13 protein-coding genes are annotated in these 15,054 nt (G+C 65.0%); 4 read left to right on the top strand and 9 right to left on the bottom strand.

Translation table 11 applies throughout. From position 1 onward, the window contains the following. Positions 1-3: 3 nt before the first annotated feature. The 3 genes from LQ564_RS06670 to LQ564_RS06660 form a co-directional block, all read right to left on the bottom strand. Positions 4-957 (bottom strand): IS1595 family transposase, encoded by a 954-nt coding sequence (locus LQ564_RS06670; protein WP_231057282.1) that lies wholly within the window; start codon positions 955-957, stop codon positions 4-6. Between the two features lie 299 nt (positions 958-1,256). Beyond that, positions 1,257-3,332 carry a DNA repair helicase YoaA gene (gene yoaA, locus LQ564_RS06665; RefSeq protein ID WP_269143407.1) on the bottom strand — a complete coding sequence of 692 codons (2,076 nt, stop codon included), beginning with the start codon at positions 3,330-3,332 and terminating at the stop codon, positions 1,257-1,259. Positions 3,333-3,357: 25 nt separating this feature from the next. After that, positions 3,358-3,558, bottom strand: a complete 201-nt coding sequence (locus LQ564_RS06660) for a YdcH family protein (RefSeq protein ID WP_231057281.1) — start codon at positions 3,556-3,558, stop codon at positions 3,358-3,360. A gap of 161 nt (positions 3,559-3,719) precedes the next feature. Between LQ564_RS06660 and LQ564_RS06655 the strand changes: the two genes are divergently transcribed. After that, the gene (locus tag LQ564_RS06655; RefSeq protein ID WP_231057280.1) at positions 3,720-4,514 is read left to right on the top strand and encodes a PP2C family protein-serine/threonine phosphatase; all 795 of its coding nucleotides are present in this window, start codon (positions 3,720-3,722) and stop codon (positions 4,512-4,514) included. Between the two features lie 209 nt (positions 4,515-4,723). On the opposite strand, the gene LQ564_RS06650 is transcribed toward LQ564_RS06655, so the two are convergent. From LQ564_RS06650 to LQ564_RS06625, 6 genes are all read right to left on the bottom strand, one after another. Further along, on the bottom strand, positions 4,724-5,407 hold the full coding sequence (locus LQ564_RS06650) for a hypothetical protein (RefSeq protein WP_231057279.1): 684 nt from the start codon (positions 5,405-5,407) through the stop codon (positions 4,724-4,726). A 14-nt stretch (positions 5,408-5,421) separates the two neighbouring features. Continuing rightward, entirely contained in the window at positions 5,422-6,519 is a 1,098-nt protein-coding gene (gene zapE, locus LQ564_RS06645) for a cell division protein ZapE (RefSeq protein ID WP_231057383.1), read from the bottom strand. A gap of 94 nt (positions 6,520-6,613) precedes the next feature. Beyond that, complete coding sequence (gene lpdA, locus LQ564_RS06640) at positions 6,614-8,047, bottom strand: dihydrolipoyl dehydrogenase (protein ID WP_231057278.1); 1,434 nt, start codon at positions 8,045-8,047, stop codon at positions 6,614-6,616. Between the two features lie 15 nt (positions 8,048-8,062). Then, the gene (locus LQ564_RS06635) at positions 8,063-8,425 is read right to left on the bottom strand and encodes a PspC domain-containing protein (protein WP_231057277.1); all 363 of its coding nucleotides are present in this window, start codon (positions 8,423-8,425) and stop codon (positions 8,063-8,065) included. Positions 8,426-8,505: 80 nt separating this feature from the next. Further along, the gene (odhB, locus tag LQ564_RS06630; protein ID WP_231057276.1) at positions 8,506-9,759 is read right to left on the bottom strand and encodes a 2-oxoglutarate dehydrogenase complex dihydrolipoyllysine-residue succinyltransferase; all 1,254 of its coding nucleotides are present in this window, start codon (positions 9,757-9,759) and stop codon (positions 8,506-8,508) included. Positions 9,760-9,825: 66 nt separating this feature from the next. Beyond that, complete coding sequence (locus LQ564_RS06625; protein ID WP_231057275.1) at positions 9,826-12,681, bottom strand: 2-oxoglutarate dehydrogenase E1 component; 2,856 nt, start codon at positions 12,679-12,681, stop codon at positions 9,826-9,828. A 347-nt stretch (positions 12,682-13,028) separates the two neighbouring features. Between LQ564_RS06625 and LQ564_RS06620 the strand changes: the two genes are divergently transcribed. From LQ564_RS06620 to LQ564_RS06610, 3 genes are read left to right on the top strand one after another with little or no spacing between them, the layout of a single operon-like run. Next, positions 13,029-13,628, top strand: coding sequence for a PepSY-associated TM helix domain-containing protein (locus tag LQ564_RS06620; RefSeq protein WP_371873428.1), 600 nt, complete (start codon positions 13,029-13,031; stop codon positions 13,626-13,628). Between the two features lie 46 nt (positions 13,629-13,674). After that, positions 13,675-14,187, top strand: a complete 513-nt coding sequence (locus LQ564_RS06615) for a DUF2271 domain-containing protein (protein WP_231057273.1) — start codon at positions 13,675-13,677, stop codon at positions 14,185-14,187. A 28-nt stretch (positions 14,188-14,215) separates the two neighbouring features. After that, positions 14,216-15,046: a DUF4198 domain-containing protein gene (locus tag LQ564_RS06610; RefSeq protein WP_231057272.1), complete on the top strand. Its 831-nt coding sequence runs from the start codon at positions 14,216-14,218 to the stop codon at positions 15,044-15,046. The last annotated feature ends 8 nt before the right edge of the window (positions 15,047-15,054 follow it).

Below are 15,054 nucleotides of genomic sequence, written 5' to 3'. Positions count from 1 at the left end.
TCACTAAACTTGTCGTACCGCAGCACATAGCCACTGCGCTGGTGTACGCAACGCCTGCGCATCCAGTAATCGCTGCCACCCGGAATAGTTCGCCAGGTAGCGGCTGGCCACGCCCTTGAAGCGTACCAGCCAGTTCTTGAAGCGGCTGTGCCAGCCATTCACGTTCTGGATGTGGATCGCACCGCGTGCGCGCCGGCCCGCCCGCACGTTGATGGATTCGTGCATGATTCCAGCGTCAAGGGCAAACCGGACATAGGGCGCAGCGCCATCGCTGATGAGCAGCCCGTCACCCGGCAGCACCGGCTGCAGGCAGGTGCGCAGTTGCGCAGCGGTCACGGGACCACGTCCGGTATGAAAGTCCAGCGTCGTGCCGATGCGGTCACGCGCCACCAGCAGGCAATCGTGCTCGCGGTTGATGCCGCGCCGCCGGGCGGCGCCACCACGCTTGCGCGGCGGGCGCGATAAGGTGCGCGAACCCTTCTGCGATTCGAGGCGGTAGGTTTCGTCGGCCTCCACGATTCCCGTCAGTGCTGCGGCCCGGTGCCGGGCGGCCCCCGGCGCGAATCGGTGGCGCCAGCGAAAACTTGTCGTGCGATGCACGCCGGTAACGAGCGCCGCGTCGCGTACGGTGCGTGATTCCAGCAAGCACTTGATATAAGGCAGCCAGCACTCGCGCTTGCGCAGCCGGGCCAGCGGCGTGCCGGTCAGCGCATTGAAGGAGCGGCGACAACCCAGGCAGCGATAACGCTGCAGGCCGCTAGCGAAGCCGGACCGGTGCAAGCGCGCGCAAGCACAGTGCGGACAGGGCCGGCCTGCCGCGGCCGCTTCGATGAGCGCCAGGCACTCGGCCGGGTCGCGGATGTTGTCGAGCCAGTCGCGCAGCCGAGACAGATCAGCGCTGGACAATGGCGCGGCGGTCAGAAAAGCGAACAATTCGTCGAAGCGCAGGCCTTGCATCGTCACTCCAGATGAGTTAACTCGACGATGCGTAAGACTTCGACAACGCGACTTGGTTCACCCAACGATCGCGAACACAGCCATTTAAAACGTCGTACCGGCGAAGGCCGGTACCCAATTTCTTCGCGTATCGGTAGCGTTTGATCGAACCGGTCCGCATGCAAAATCGGATCCCGGCCTTCGCCGGGATGACGTGCGTCTGCTAACGACAATCGACGAATTGGCGGGCCAAGCCAAGGCGATTTGAACGCGCGGACGGCGGAGCCGTCCACCCTACAACGGCCAAGCGCCAACGAACATCACGCGTTCAGGTCCGCCGCGTCGGCGATGGTCCCCGGCTGGAAAAACTCGATCACATCCGCCTGCACCCGCGTACGCTTGAACGGCGGCAGGCTTTGCCAGATGCGGCGGCCATACGGCTTGGTGATCAGGCGCGGATCGCAGATCATCAGCACGCCGCGGTCTTCGACGTCGCGGATCAGGCGTCCCGCGCCCTGCTTGAGCGTGATGATCGCTTCCGGCAGCTGGTGGTGCATGAAGCCGTTCATGCCCTGCTTTTCCATCACCTCGATGCGCGCCGCCAGCACCGGGTCGTCAGGCGGGGCGAAGGGCAGCTTGTCGATGATGACGAGCGAGAGCGCGTCACCGCGCACGTCGACGCCTTCCCAGAAGCTCTGGCTGCCCACCAGCACGGCGTTGCCGGCGTTGCGGAAGGAATCCAGCAGCTCGGTGCGGCCGCGCTCGCCCTGCACGAACAGCGGGAAATCGAGGCCGCGTTCCGCGAACTCGGCGCGCAGGCGCTCGGCGACCTTGTTCACGGCGCGGATGGTCGTGCACAGGAAGAAGGTGCGCCCGCCCGCCGCTTCGATCACCGGCAGCGCGGTGTCGACGCAGGCGTCGGTGTAGTGCATCGAGTTCGGTTCCGGCAGGCCGGTCGGCACGTAGAGGATGCCCTGCTCGCCGTAGTTGAAGGGGCTCGGCCAGGTCATGGCCGGCTCGCCGGTCAGGCCCATCTGGTCGGAGAAGTGCTTGAAGTCGTTCTTCACCGCCAGGGTCGCCGAAGTGAAGATCCAGCTGCGCGGCGTGCCTTCGCGCTGGCTGGAAAAGACCGGCGCGATCGACAGCGGCGTCTTGTGCAGCTGCAGCGAGGACGAGAAGGCTTCGACCCACAGCACGGCGGCGTCTTCACCGCCCACCTTGGGCTTCTTGGGGTCCGGCTTCCAGGCCTCGAACGATGCGGCCAGTTCCTGGGCGCGCACGCGGCAAGCCTCGATGGTCTCGGCGCGCGCGGCGTGCTCTTCCAGCACGGTGATCATGCCGGACAGTTCTTCCTTCAGTTTGTCCAGCGCCGGGAAGAAGCTTGATGTCGGCAGGATCTGCGGCAGCGACAGGCGGATGCCGCCGTCGGGGAAGCTCAAACGCAGGTCGCGCGCGGCCTTTTCGACCACCGTGACCACCTTGGCCCAGTCCGGACCGCGCGCATGCGCCAGGCCTTCGGCCAGCACGTCGCGGCACAGTTCCAGCACCTGCGAAGTCGACACCGACTGGCCGAAGAACAGCGTCGCGGTATCCGGCAGCTGGTGCGCCTCGTCGAAGATGATGGTGTTCGCCGAGGGCAGCAGTTCGGCCACGCCGGTATCCTTCAGCGCCACGTCGGCGAAGAACAGGTGGTGGTTGACCACCACCACGTCCGCCTGCTGCGCTTCGCGGCGCGCCTTCATCACGAAGCAGTCCTGGTAGTACTGGCACTCGGCGCCCATGCAGCTGTCGCGGGTCGAGGTCACCAGGTTCCAGACGGTGGCGCTTTCCGGCACCTTGGCCAGTTCGGCCTTGTCGCCGGAATTGGTCATCTTGATGAAGCGCGAGATTTCGCGCAGGTGGCCGACGTCGTCGCGCGAAGTCAGGCGGCCGTTGTTCAGGGTGCGTTCGAGGTGGAAGTGGCAGACGTAGTTCGAGCGGCCCTTGAGCAGCGCCACCGAGACCGGGGCGCGCAGGGCGGCGCGGATGGTCGGGATGTCGCGCAAAAACAACTGGTCCTGCAGGTTCTTGGTGCCGGTCGAGATGATGGTCTTGCCGCCCCACAGCAGGGCCGGGACCAGGTAGGCGAAGGTCTTGCCGGTGCCGGTGCCGGCCTCGGCCATGAGCACTTTCTGGTCGGCGATCGCGGAGGCGATGGCCTTGGCCATCTCGGTCTGCGACTGGCGCGGTTTGTAGGTGCCGACGTTGGGCGCGAGCGGGCCTCCCGCCCCGAACAGGCGGTCGAGCTCGTCGTCGTATTTGCCGGGGGGGCGCGCCGCAGCGGGAAGGACATCGCCCTGCTGCGCCGGCGCCACTGCCGGCCCGGTGTCTACGCCGGAAGGGAGATGGTCGGTCAAAATGCGTGTTTCTATCTAGGCCTTTTCAGGCGGGAATATCGGGTACCAGCTGCATCTTCAGCAGCGTAATATGATCCTTCAGCTGCAGCTTACGCTTCTTCAAACGGCGCAGCTGGAGCTGGTCGGCATGGCCGTCGGCGGTCAGCATCGAAATGACGGCATCGAGGTCGCGGTGTTCCACGTCGAGTTCAATGATACGGCGCTGGAGGTCCTGGACGTCGGTCATGATTGAGTTCTGCTAGGTAAGCGTTTGCGGGATCGGGTGGGCGCCCGGGAGCCGCGCGAGTGTATGGCTTGCAACACCGGGGCTTCTCGGTGCATAGTTTAATCTACGCTGAGGTTGCCGCCAACAAAGATCGGCGCGGGCGCCTGGAAAACAAGCTATTTATGACAACTTATAAGATCGAAGCGGGAACCGCGCAACACATCGGAAACCGCCCGCAGCAGAACGACCGCGTTGCCTTGCTGACCGGCGCCCGCGCCCCCGGTTATGTCTTGGCGGTGCTGTCGGACGGGATCGCCGGCAGCGCCGGCTCCGAACAGGTGCTGCACACGGCGCGCCAGGTCTTCGACGCCTTCAAGCCGGGCGACCGCCCCAGCCTGGAACGCATCGGCGAGCTGCTGCGCGAGATCGTCAGCGAAACCCACCTGGTCATGAACATGAATGCGGTCGCCAACAAGAGCGAGGCGCACGCCAGCTTCGTCGGGCTGGTATTGACGCCGCACCGCGAGGCGGTCTGGGCCCATGTGGGTGAATCGCGGCTGTACCGGTTCACGGACGGCAAGTGCATGGCGCGGACCAACGATGCGGCCTATGTGGAGCACCTGGTGGGCAGCGACCGGCTGCCGGAGGAAGCGGCCAGGAACCATCGCAAGTCCAAGCTGCTGCTCAATGTGCTGGGGAATAGCCGCAAGGATCCCTTCGTCACCGTCGGCAGCCATGCGGACCTGGCGCCGGGGGATGCGTTCCTGCTGTGTTCGGATGGCTTGTGGCACTTCTTCACCGACGCCGAGCTGGGCGCGGCGACCAGCAAGGCCACGCCGCGGCAGGCGGCGGAGATGCTGATCAACAAGGCGCAGGAACGGTCGCAGGGCAAAGGGGGGAATTGCACCATGGCGATCGTGAAGCTGGTGAAGGCGGTGCCGGAAGGGATGGCGGCGTGGGGTGGGCGGACGGTGTAAGCCGCCTTCTCCACCTTAACCCTCCAGCTTTCGCACGTCATGCGCGCCACTGGCGCCCATGACTTCCGGCGAAGGCCGGAATCCAATTCCGTCGCGTCCCGACAGCGCGTGATGTTAGTGGCGACTCAAGGGAAATTAGGCTCCGGCCTTCGCCGGAGCGACGGTCTCTAGGCTAACGGGTAAAGGGTACGTTCGCGGTGCCCCTAACCTTACTTCGCGGCCGGCGCCGCCTGCTGGGCCTTCTTCTTCTCTTCCTCCGCCCTCTTCGCCGCAGCCTTCGCCTCCCGCTCGGCCACCCGCTCCGCCACTTCCTTCTGCTTCTGCTCCGCCTTGCGCTTGCGTTCCTCGAACGCGGCCGCGCTGGCGGCTGCGCGCGCCGCTTCTTGCGGCGCGCGGGCCGCTTCTTCCTTGGCCTTGGCGTTGCGGCGCGCCATGCGCGAGGCGGCCGGGGATGGTTTCGGCGGCGGCAGGTCGGCGTTGGCGCGCGGGGCGGCAGCCGGTTGGGCGGCCAGGGCGGCTTCCTCGGCCTTGTACTCGGCTTCGGCGGCGGCCAGTTCGCGGTCGCGCTCCTCGACCTTCACGCGGCGCTTGAAGCGCTCGGCTTCGATTTCGATGTTGCGCTGGGCGACCAGGGCCACGCGACGGCGTTCCTTGGCTTCGTCCAGGCAGTGGTTGACGAAGAACTTGTCGTAGCAGACCGCCTCGCGTTCGGCGAAGCGCGCCTCGATCGCGGCGCGTTCCTGCGCCACCGCGGCCAGGCGCGCGTCGGCCTGCTCGACCGAGGTGGTCGGCTCGACCGCCGCCACCGAGGGCCCCGCTTCCGGCGTCGCGCAGGCGGCCAGGCTCATGGCGATGGCGGCTGCGGCCAGGACACGCATTGGAACAGACTTCATGGTTTCCTTTCGATTCAGGCGATGGCGTCGGCGGCGCCGCGGCGCTCGGCCAGCATGTATTCGCGCGACTGCATTTCAATGATACGCGAGACGGTGCGGTGGAATTCGTTCGCCAGCATACCCTGGGTGTAGAGCTCTTCCGGCTCGACCGCGGCCGACATGATCAGCTTGACCTTGTGGTCGTAGAACACGTCGATCAGCCAGGTGAAGCGGCGCGCTTCCGACGACTGGCCGGCCGACATCGCCGGAATCCCGGACAGCACCACGGTGTGGAAGCGCGAGGCCAGCTCCAGGTAGTCGTTCTGCGAACGCGGGCCGCCGCACAGGGTGGCGAAGTCGAACCAGATCACGCCGCCCGCACGGCGCAGCGCGCGGATCTCGCGGTTCTCGATGTGCACGATCGGGCTCTCGTCGGCGGTGTCGGCCACCTTGGCGTAGGCGTCACGCAGCGCCTTGTCGGAGGCGGCGTTGAGCGGCATGTAGTAGGCCTGCACCTGCTCGAGCGCGCGCTTGCGGTAGTCGTTGCCGGCGTCGACGTTCAGTACGTCGAGCTTGTCCTTCAGGAGCGCGATGGTCGGCAGCATGCGGTCGCGGTGCAGGCCGTCCGGGTACAGGGTCGAGGGCTCGTAGTTCGAGGTCATCACGAAGGAGACGCCGTTGTCGAACAGGGCTTTCAACAGGTTGTACAGGATCATCGCGTCGGCGATGTCGGAGACGTGGAATTCGTCGAAGCAGATCAGGCGGTATTTCTTGGCGATGCGCTTGGCGACTTCGTCGAGCGGGTCGGACACGCCTTTCAGCTCGTCCAATTGGCCGTGCACGGCGCGCATGAATTCGTGGAAGTGCAGGCGCGTCTTCCTCACCACCGGCACCACCGAATAGAAGGAGTCCATCAGGAAGGACTTGCCGCGCCCGACGCCGCCCCACATGTACACGCCCTTCGGCACGTCGGGACGGTTGATGAGGCGCTTGAAAGCGGACGACCGCTGGGCCTTGTAGTGGACCCAGTCGTCGTACGCCTGCTGGAGGCGGTCCACTGCGGCTTGCTGGGCAGGGTCGGATTTGAAGCCGCGCTCGGTCAGCGCGTGTTGATAGTACTCTTGAACGTTCATCGGATGCTTGGTGTTGAACGCAACGCGGGCGGCCATGCCGCCCGCGTTGCAAGACGTGTCCGCGCATCGATCGATGCGCGGATGTCGGTGAGGCTTAGAAGTTCAGCGAACGCTTGTCCACCGCCAGCGCGGCTTCCTTGACGGCTTCCGACAGCGACGGGTGGGCGTGGCAGATGCGGGCGATGTCTTCCGACGAAGCCTTGAACTCCATCGCCACGACAGCTTCCGAGATCAGTTCCGAAGCGACCGGGCCGACGATGTGCACGCCCAGGATTTCATCGGTCGTGGCATCGGCCAGGAACTTCACCATGCCCGAGGTATCGCCCAGCGCGCGCGCACGGCCGTTGGCCATGAACGGGAAGGTGCCGGCTTTATAGGCCACGCCTTCGGCCTTCAGTTGCTGCTCGGTCTTGCCGACCCACGCGATTTCCGGCGAGGTGTAGATCACCCACGGAATGGTGTTGAAGTTGACGTGGCCGTGCTGGCCGGCGATGCGCTCCGCAACCGCGACGCCCTCTTCTTCCGCCTTGTGCGCCAGCATCGGGCCGCGTACGACGTCGCCCACCGCCCACACGCCCGGCAGGCTGGTGCGGCATTCGTCGTCGACGACCACGAAACCACGCTCGTCCAGCGGCAGGCCGACGGTCTCGCCGCCCAGGCCATTGGTGTTCGGCACGCGGCCGATCGAGATGATCAGGCGGTCAAAAGTGGCGGTCTGCTCGGCGCCGGTCGAATCCGCGTATTCCACGGTGACGTTGTTCTCGCCCTTGGTGATCTTGCCGATCTTGCAGCCCAGGTTGATCTTCAGGCCCTGCTTGGTGAACAGCTTGTGCGCTTCCTTGGCGATCTGCTCGTCCACGGCGCCCAGGAAGGTCGGCAGTCCTTCCAGCACGGTGACGTCCGCGCCCACGCGGCGCCACACCGAACCCATTTCCAGGCCGATGACGCCGGCGCCGATCACGCCGAGTTTACCCGGAACCGCATCGATCGCCAGTGCGCCGGCGTTCGACAGGATGATCTTTTCGTCGAATTCCGCGCCCGGCAGCTGGCGTGCGTTGGAACCGGTGGCGACGATCACGTTCTTCGCGGTCAGCGTATCGGTGGTCGGGCCGGTCACGTTGATGGTGTAGCCGGCATCAGCCTTGCCGGCGAAGGCGCCGCGGCCGTGGAAGAAGGTGACCTTGTTCTTCTTGAACAGGAACAGGATGCCGTCGTTGTTCTGCTTGACGATGGTGTCCTTGCGCTTGAGCATGGTCGGCAGGTCGAGTTCCAGGCCGCCGACCTTGATGCCGTGGTCGGCGAAGGCGTGGCCGGCGTGCTCGAAGTGTTCCGACGATTGCAGCAGGGCTTTCGACGGGATGCAGCCGACGTTGGTGCAGGTGCCGCCCGGGGCAGGTTTACCTGCCGCGTTGCTCCATTCGTCGATGCAGGCGGTCTTGAAACCGAGCTGCGCTGCGCGGATCGCGGCGATGTAGCCGCCAGGGCCGCCGCCGATGACGACGACGTCGAATTGTTTCTCGTTACTCATGAATAGCTTCCTTATTTATTCTTCTGGGACAAAGATCCACAGCGCCAGATAGGCCAGTGCGCCGGCGCCGGAGGTCACCAGCGTGAGCAGGATGAAGACCAGGCGCCAGGCATAGATGTCCATGCCGAAGGTCTCGCTCAGGCCGCCGCAGACGCCGGCCAGCCAGCGGTCGCGCCGCGAACGGCGCATGCCGCGCAGCTTGGTTTCGAAGCTGCCGGGCGGGGCCGAGGCGCCGGAACTCGAGCCATCACTGCGGTCCTTGTCCAGGCTGACCTTGTCGCCGGCCAGGACTTTCGCCTTGGCCTGCTCGAATTCGGCGTCGCTCAGGGCGCCGGCCTGGTGCAGTTCGTGCAAGCGCCGGATTTCATCGGAGATCATGGCGGTCCTCACTGGTTGGGCTGCTGTGACGCGGACATGTTCATAATGAACATGTCCGCACTCGCATTACAGGCTGCCGATTACAGGTCGAGCAGCAGGCGCGACGGATCTTCCAGCGCGTCCTTCATCGCGACCAGGCCCAGCACGGCTTCGCGGCCGTCGATGATGCGGTGGTCGTAGGACATGGCCAGGTAGTTCATCGGGCGGATGACGATCTGGCCGTTTTCGACGACGGCGCGTTCCTTGGTCGCGTGCACGCCCAGGATCGCCGACTGCGGCGGGTTGATGATCGGGGTCGACAGCATCGAACCGAACACGCCGCCGTTCGAGATCGAGAAGGTACCGCCGTTCAGGTCTTCCAGGGTCAGCTTGCCGTCCTTGGCTTTCTGGCCGAATTCGCCGATCTTCTTCTCGATCTCGGCGATGCTCAGCTGGTCGGCGTTGCGCAGGATCGGCACCACCAGGCCGCGCGGCGAACCGACGGCGATACCGATGTCGAAGTAGCCGTGGTAGACGATGTCGTTGCCGTCGACCGACGCGTTCAGGATCGGGTACTTCTTCAGGGCTGCGACGGCGGCCTTGACGAAGAAGGACATGAAGCCCAGCTTGACGCCGTGTTCTTTCTCGAACTTGTCCTTGTACTTGTTACGCAGGTCCATGACCGGAGCCATGTTCACTTCGTTGAAGGTGGTCAGGATGGCGTTGGTCTGTTGCGATTGCAGCAGGCGCTCGGCGATACGGGCGCGCAGGCGGCTCATCGGCACGCGCTCTTCCGGACGGTCGCCCAGGTTGGCGCTCGGGGCGGCGACTTGCTGCAGTGCCGGCTTGGCGGCGGCAGGAGCCGGTGCCGAAGCTTGCGCAGGCTTGTTGGCGACAGCGGCCAGGGCGTCGCCCTTGGTCACGCGGCCGTCGCGGCCGGTGCCGGTGGCGTCCGAAGCGCTCATATTGTTGTCGGCCAGGATCTTGGCGGCGGCCGGCATGGCGACGTCGCCTTTGGAACCGGTGGCTGCGGCGGCAGGAGCGGCGGCAGGCGCTTCAGGGGCCGGCTGCACCGGCGCCGAACGCACGGCGACCGGGCTGGTCTGCTCCGACGCTTCGGTGTCGATGATGGCGATGACTTCGCCCGACACGACGGTGGCGCCGTCGGCCTTGATCAGCTGGACGATCACGCCTTCGTTCGGGGCCGGCAGTTCCAGGACCACCTTGTCGGTTTCGATGTCGATCATGTTCTCGTCGCGCGCAACCTTTTCGCCGACTTTCTTGTGCCAGGACAGCAGGGTTGCTTCAGCGACCGATTCCGACAGTTGGGGGACCTTGACTTCGATTTGTGCCATTTGTGTGTAGCTCCGTTTAAGTATTCTGTGCAAAAGCCCCGGGCCTCAACCCGGGGCATCTTTTTCTTATTTCGTCAGGATGAAGCCTTTGAGCTTCGAGAACGCGGTTTCCAGCAGTTCCTTCTGCTGCGCCACGTGCTTGTCGGCATAACCGACCGCAGGCGACGAGGAAGCGGCGCGGCCGGCATAGGCCAGGCGCTGGCCGTCTTCCATGCTCTCGAAGACGTTGTGCTGGATCTGGAACCACGGACCCTGGTTCTGCGGCTCGTCCTGCACCCACACCACCTCGAGCGCGTTCGGATACTTCTTGAGTTCCGCGGCGAAGGACTTGTGCGGGAACGGGTACATCTGTTCGATACGCACGATGGCCACGTCGTTGGCATTGCGCGCCTTGCGGGCGTTGACCAGGTCGTAGTACACCTTGCCCGAGCAGACCTGCACGCGCTTGACCTTCGACGCTTCGATCTTCTCGTCGACTTCGCCGATGACGGTCTGGAAACCGCCCTTGGCCAGGTCGGTCAGCGGCGAGCCGGCGTCCTTGTTACGCAGCAGCGACTTCGGCGTGAAGATCACCAGCGGCTTGCGGAACTGGCGCACCATCTGGCGGCGCAGCAGGTGGAAGATCTGGGCGGCCGTGGTCGGCTGCACGACTTGCATATTGTTGTCGGCGCACAGTTGCAGGAAGCGCTCGATACGGGCCGACGAGTGCTCCGGACCCTGGCCTTCATAGCCGTGCGGCAGCATCATGACCAGGCCCGAGGCGCGGCCCCACTTCACTTCGCCCGAAGCGATGAACTGGTCGATGACGACTTGCGCGCCGTTGACGAAGTCGCCGAACTGGGCTTCCCAGATGGTCAGCGTGTTCGGTTCGGCGGTCGAGTAGCCGTACTCGAAGCCGAGCACCGCTTCTTCCGACAGCACCGAGTCGATCACGGTGAAGTTGGCCTGGTTGTCCGAGACATTGGCCAGCGGCAGGTAGATGCCCTGGTCCCAGCGCTCGCGGTTCTGGTCGTGCAGCACGGCGTGGCGGTGGACAAACGTACCGCGCCCTGCGTCCTGGCCCGACAGGCGGATCGCATAGCCCGAGGACAGCAGCGAGGCGAAGGCCAGGTGCTCGCCCATGCCCCAGTCGAGGTTCATCTCGCCCTTGCCCATATTGGCGCGGTCGTTCAGGACCTTCTCGACCAGCGAGTGCGGCTTGAAGCCTTCCGGCACCTTGGTGATGCGTTCGGCCAGGCGCTTCAGTTCGGTGATCGGCACCGCGGTGTCGGCGGCGTCGGTCCACTTCTTGTTCAGGAACGGCGCCCAGTCGACGGCGTACTTGTTCTTGAAGTTGGTCAGCACCGGATCGACCGTGTGCTTGCCGGCGTCCATCGCGTTGCGGTATTCGGCGACCAGCTGGTCACCGCCGTCGGCGGCGATGGTGTTCTGCGCAGCCAGTTTCTCCGCGTACAGCTTGCGGGTGCCCGGGTGCTTGGCGATCTTCTTGTACATCAGCGGCTGGGTCAGCGCCGGCGTGTCCTGCTCGTTGTGGCCCAGTTTGCGGTAGCAGACGATGTCCACCACCACGTCCTTGCCGAACTCGGTGCGGTAGTCCATCGCCAGCTGCGAGGCCAGCACGACCGCTTCCGGGTCGTCCGCGTTCACGTGCAGCACCGGTGCTTCGATCATCTTGACGACGTCCGAGCAGTAGATGGTCGAACGGGCGTCGCGCGGGTCCGAGGTGGTGAAGCCGATCTGGTTGTTGATGACGATGTGGACGGTGCCGCCGGTGCCGTAGCCGCGGGTCTGGGCCAGGTTCAGGGTTTCCATGACCACGCCCTGGCCGGCGAACGCGGCGTCGCCGTGCACCAGGATCGGCAGCACTTCCTTGCCCTTGCGGTCGCCGCGGCGTTCCATGCGCGCCTTGACCGAACCTTCGACGACCGGATTCACGATTTCCAGGTGCGACGGGTTGAAGGCCAGCGACAGGTGGACCGGGCCGCCCGGGGTCGAGATGTCGCTCGAGAAGCCCTGGTGGTACTTGACGTCGCCCGCCGGCAGGTCGTCGGCGTGCTTGCCTTCGAATTCTTCGAACAGGTCGGCCGGGCTCTTGCCCAGGGTGTTGACCAGCACGTTCAGGCGGCCGCGGTGGGCCATGCCGATGACGATTTCCTGCACACCTTTTTCACCGGCGCGCTGGATGACTTCGTCCATCGAGGCGATGAAGGATTCGCCGCCTTCCAGCGAGAAACGCTTGGCGCCGACGTACTTGGTGTGGAGGTAGCGCTCCAGGCCTTCGGCCGCGGTGAGTCGCTCGAGGATGTGCTTTTTCTTTTCGGCCGAGAAGGTCGGGGTCGAGCGGATCGACTCCAGGCGTTCCTGCAGCCAGCGCTTTTCGGTCGGGTCGCTGATGTACATGAACTCGGCGCCGATCGAACGGCAGTACGTGTCGCGCAGCCAGTTCAGGATGTCGCGCAGGGGCGCGGTTTCCTTGCCGAAGTAGGTATTGCTGATGTTGAAGACGGTGTCCAGGTCCGCCTCGGTGAAGCCGTAGAAGGCCGGGTCGAGTTCCGGCAGGGGCGGACGTTCCTGGCGCTGCAGCGGGTCCAGGTTGGCCCAGCGCGAACCGAGGTAGCGGTAGGCGGCGATCAGCTGGGTGACGGCGACGCGCTTGCGGCCGAGTTCGGCGTCGGGGGTCGCGGTGACGGTACGGATCGGGCCCTGCTTGGCGCGTTCCGCGAACGAGGCGATGACGGACGAGTGGACCACGTCCGGGCGGGCGCTGCCGTCGACCGCAGGCACGTGCTGCATCTGGTCGAAGTAGGCGCGCCAGTTGTCCGGGACCGAACCCGGATTGTTCAGATAGGCCTCGTACAACTCTTCCACGTACGGCGCATTACCGCCGAACAGGTAGGAGTTGGCTGTTTGTTGCTGCATCATTCTTGCTCACCTTTCTTCGCGCTTCGCGAGTGTGGGGCGGGTTAGTCTAACCTTCCGCGACACGGCCTGACCGGTTAGCGGATCGCACTTACTTCTCAAGTTGTGGGGGAAGGACGAATTCCAGAGGACGGCTGCGCCATCCTGCCAATTTGCGCTGGGTATTGTAACGCAAGCGAGAAGTCAAGGCGGACCCTGCGCCCATAAATTATTTATTTCTATTTGTAAAGCGACATTCCAATGTTGACCAGGTAAATGATAATCGTTATCATTTAAGGATGAACTCAACCGGTCCTACCACTTCCATCCCGAACAAAGCGGCCCCGACCTTGCCCGGCGCAGGCCGTGCCATGTATTTGAAGCAGTTGCACCAGTGGCACTGGATCAGTTCCGCCATCTGCCTGATGGCCATGCTGCTGTTCAGCTTTACCGGCATCACCCTGAACAACGCCGTCCACATCGAGGCCAAGCCGGAAGTCATGCGCCTGAAGGCCACGCTGCCGGCGCCGCTGCGCGCCCAGCTGGAGAAATACGCCCAGGACCACGTCGACGCCGAAGTGCCGCTGCCGAGCGAGATCGCGGACTGGGCCAATGCGTCCTTCCCGGTCGACGTGCGGGGAATCCGCGCCGAATGGAGCGAGGACGACGCCTACGTCGCCCTGCCCCGCCCTGGCGGCGACGCCTGGCTGCGCATTGCGGTCGACGGCGGCGCCGAATACGAGAAGACCGACCGCGGCTGGATCTCCTGGCTCAACGACATGCACAAGGGCCGCAACACCGGCGCCGTGTGGAGCTGGTTCATCGACATCTTCGCGGTCGCCTGCGTGATCTTTTGCGTCACCGGCTTCCTGATCCTGAAATACCATGCGGCCAAGCGGCCTTCGACCTGGCCGGTGATCGGTTTCGGCATCGTGCTGCCGGCGGTGATCGCCCTGCTCTTCGTCCATTGATCCAGAAGCTCAGTTAATAGTCCACCTCTATATATAAGGCAATCCGATGAAACTGTCCCACTCGCTCGCCCTGACCCTGCCGCTGGCCTCCAGCTGGGCCACGGCTGCCGACCTGTCCGTCAAGTTCGAGCTGCCGCGCCTGAACGTCGCCGAATACCACAAGCCCTATGTGGCGATCTGGGTCGAGAAGGCCGACCAGGCCGTGGCCGCCAACCTGGCCGTGCTGTACGACGTCAAGATGCGCAACAAGGAGGGCGAGAAGTGGCTGAAGGACCTGCGTAGCTGGTGGCGCAAGGCCGGGCGCGACGCCACCATGCCGATCGACGGCGTCAGCGGCGCCACCCGTGCGCCGGGCGTGCACACGATGAAGTTCGAAGGCGCGAAAGCGGGCCTGGACAAGCTGCCGGCCGGCGACTACACGCTGGTGGTGGAAGCGGCGCGCGAATCGGGCGGCCGCGAAGTGGTCAAGGTGCCGTTCACCTGGACCGGCAAGGGCAAGGTCGACGCCACCGCGGCGGGCAAGGACGAGCTGGGCGCGGTGTCGCTGCAGTTCCAATAAATCGAATAATCATCATCAGGAGAATTCCATGCAACAGAATCGCCTCAGCAAGTCCATCGCCCTCGGCCTGATCGCCGCCACCCTGTCGCTGGGCGCCCAGGCCCACAACGCCTGGCTGCTGCCGAACGCCACCATGATCGATTCGAAGGAAGCCTGGGTCTCGCTCGACGCCGGCATCTCGAACCAGCTGTTCGAGTTCAACCACGCGCCGCTGCGCCTGGACAACCTGATGATCACCGACCCGGACGGCAACACTACCAAGGCCGAAGGCGCCGTGCTCGGCAAATTCCGCAGCACCCTCGACCTGCGCCTGCCGAAGGACGGCACCTACCGCCTGGCCATCGTCAACAACAACGTGATGGGCAGCTACAAGCTGAACGGCGAGACCAAGCGCTTCCGCGGCGCCCAGGGCAGCCCGGGCGCGCAGATCCCGTCCGGCGCCACCGACGTGCAGACCACGCAAGTCCAGACCCGCCTGGAGACCTTCGTCTCGGCCAACAAGATGAGCGAAGGCGCCCTGAAGCCGAGCGGCAGCGGCCTGGAACTGGTCCCGATTACCCACCCGACCGACCTGCGCGTCGGCGAGCCGATCAAGATCCGCTTCCAGCTCGACGGCAAGCCGGCCGCCAACCTGGCCTTCAGCGTGACCCCGGGCACCGCCAAGTACCGCGGTTCGTCGGGCGAGCAGCGCCTGACCACCGACGCCAAGGGTGAAGCGAGCTTCACCGTGCCGGCGGCGAACATGTACTGGCTGAACGCATCGTTCCCGGGCGGCGAGCGCGGCGCTCCAGGCCAGCAACAGCAGGCGCCGGCCAAGCGCTACACCTACGCGGCGACCTTCGAAGTCCTGCCGCAGTAAGGGCAGTC

The sequence above is a fragment of the Massilia phyllostachyos genome (assembly GCF_021044825.1).
GTDB lineage: Bacteria > Pseudomonadota > Gammaproteobacteria > Burkholderiales > Burkholderiaceae_D > Telluria > Telluria phyllostachyos.
This window is presented reverse-complemented; position numbering and strand designations above follow the sequence as displayed.

What these genes read in the sequence shown, in the direction of transcription:
- odhB (WP_231057276.1), bottom strand. Translation starts at nt 9,759, where the DNA reads ATGGCACAAATCGAAGTCAAGGTCCCCCAACTGTCGGAATCGGTCGCT.
- zapE (WP_231057383.1), bottom strand. Translation starts at nt 6,519, where the DNA reads ATGAACGTTCAAGAGTACTATCAACACGCGCTGACCGAGCGCGGCTTC.
- LQ564_RS06655 (WP_231057280.1), top strand. Translation starts at nt 3,720, where the DNA reads ATGACAACTTATAAGATCGAAGCGGGAACCGCGCAACACATCGGAAAC.
- LQ564_RS06670 (WP_231057282.1), bottom strand. Translation starts at nt 957, where the DNA reads ATGCAAGGCCTGCGCTTCGACGAATTGTTCGCTTTTCTGACCGCCGCG.
- LQ564_RS06615 (WP_231057273.1), top strand. Translation starts at nt 13,675, where the DNA reads ATGAAACTGTCCCACTCGCTCGCCCTGACCCTGCCGCTGGCCTCCAGC.
- LQ564_RS06650 (WP_231057279.1), bottom strand. Translation starts at nt 5,407, where the DNA reads ATGAAGTCTGTTCCAATGCGTGTCCTGGCCGCAGCCGCCATCGCCATG.
- LQ564_RS06620 (WP_371873428.1), top strand. Translation starts at nt 13,029, where the DNA reads ATGTATTTGAAGCAGTTGCACCAGTGGCACTGGATCAGTTCCGCCATC.
- LQ564_RS06625 (WP_231057275.1), bottom strand. Translation starts at nt 12,681, where the DNA reads ATGATGCAGCAACAAACAGCCAACTCCTACCTGTTCGGCGGTAATGCG.
- LQ564_RS06660 (WP_231057281.1), bottom strand. Translation starts at nt 3,558, where the DNA reads ATGACCGACGTCCAGGACCTCCAGCGCCGTATCATTGAACTCGACGTG.
- LQ564_RS06610 (WP_231057272.1), top strand. Translation starts at nt 14,216, where the DNA reads ATGCAACAGAATCGCCTCAGCAAGTCCATCGCCCTCGGCCTGATCGCC.
- LQ564_RS06635 (WP_231057277.1), bottom strand. Translation starts at nt 8,425, where the DNA reads ATGATCTCCGATGAAATCCGGCGCTTGCACGAACTGCACCAGGCCGGC.
- lpdA (WP_231057278.1), bottom strand. Translation starts at nt 8,047, where the DNA reads ATGAGTAACGAGAAACAATTCGACGTCGTCGTCATCGGCGGCGGCCCT.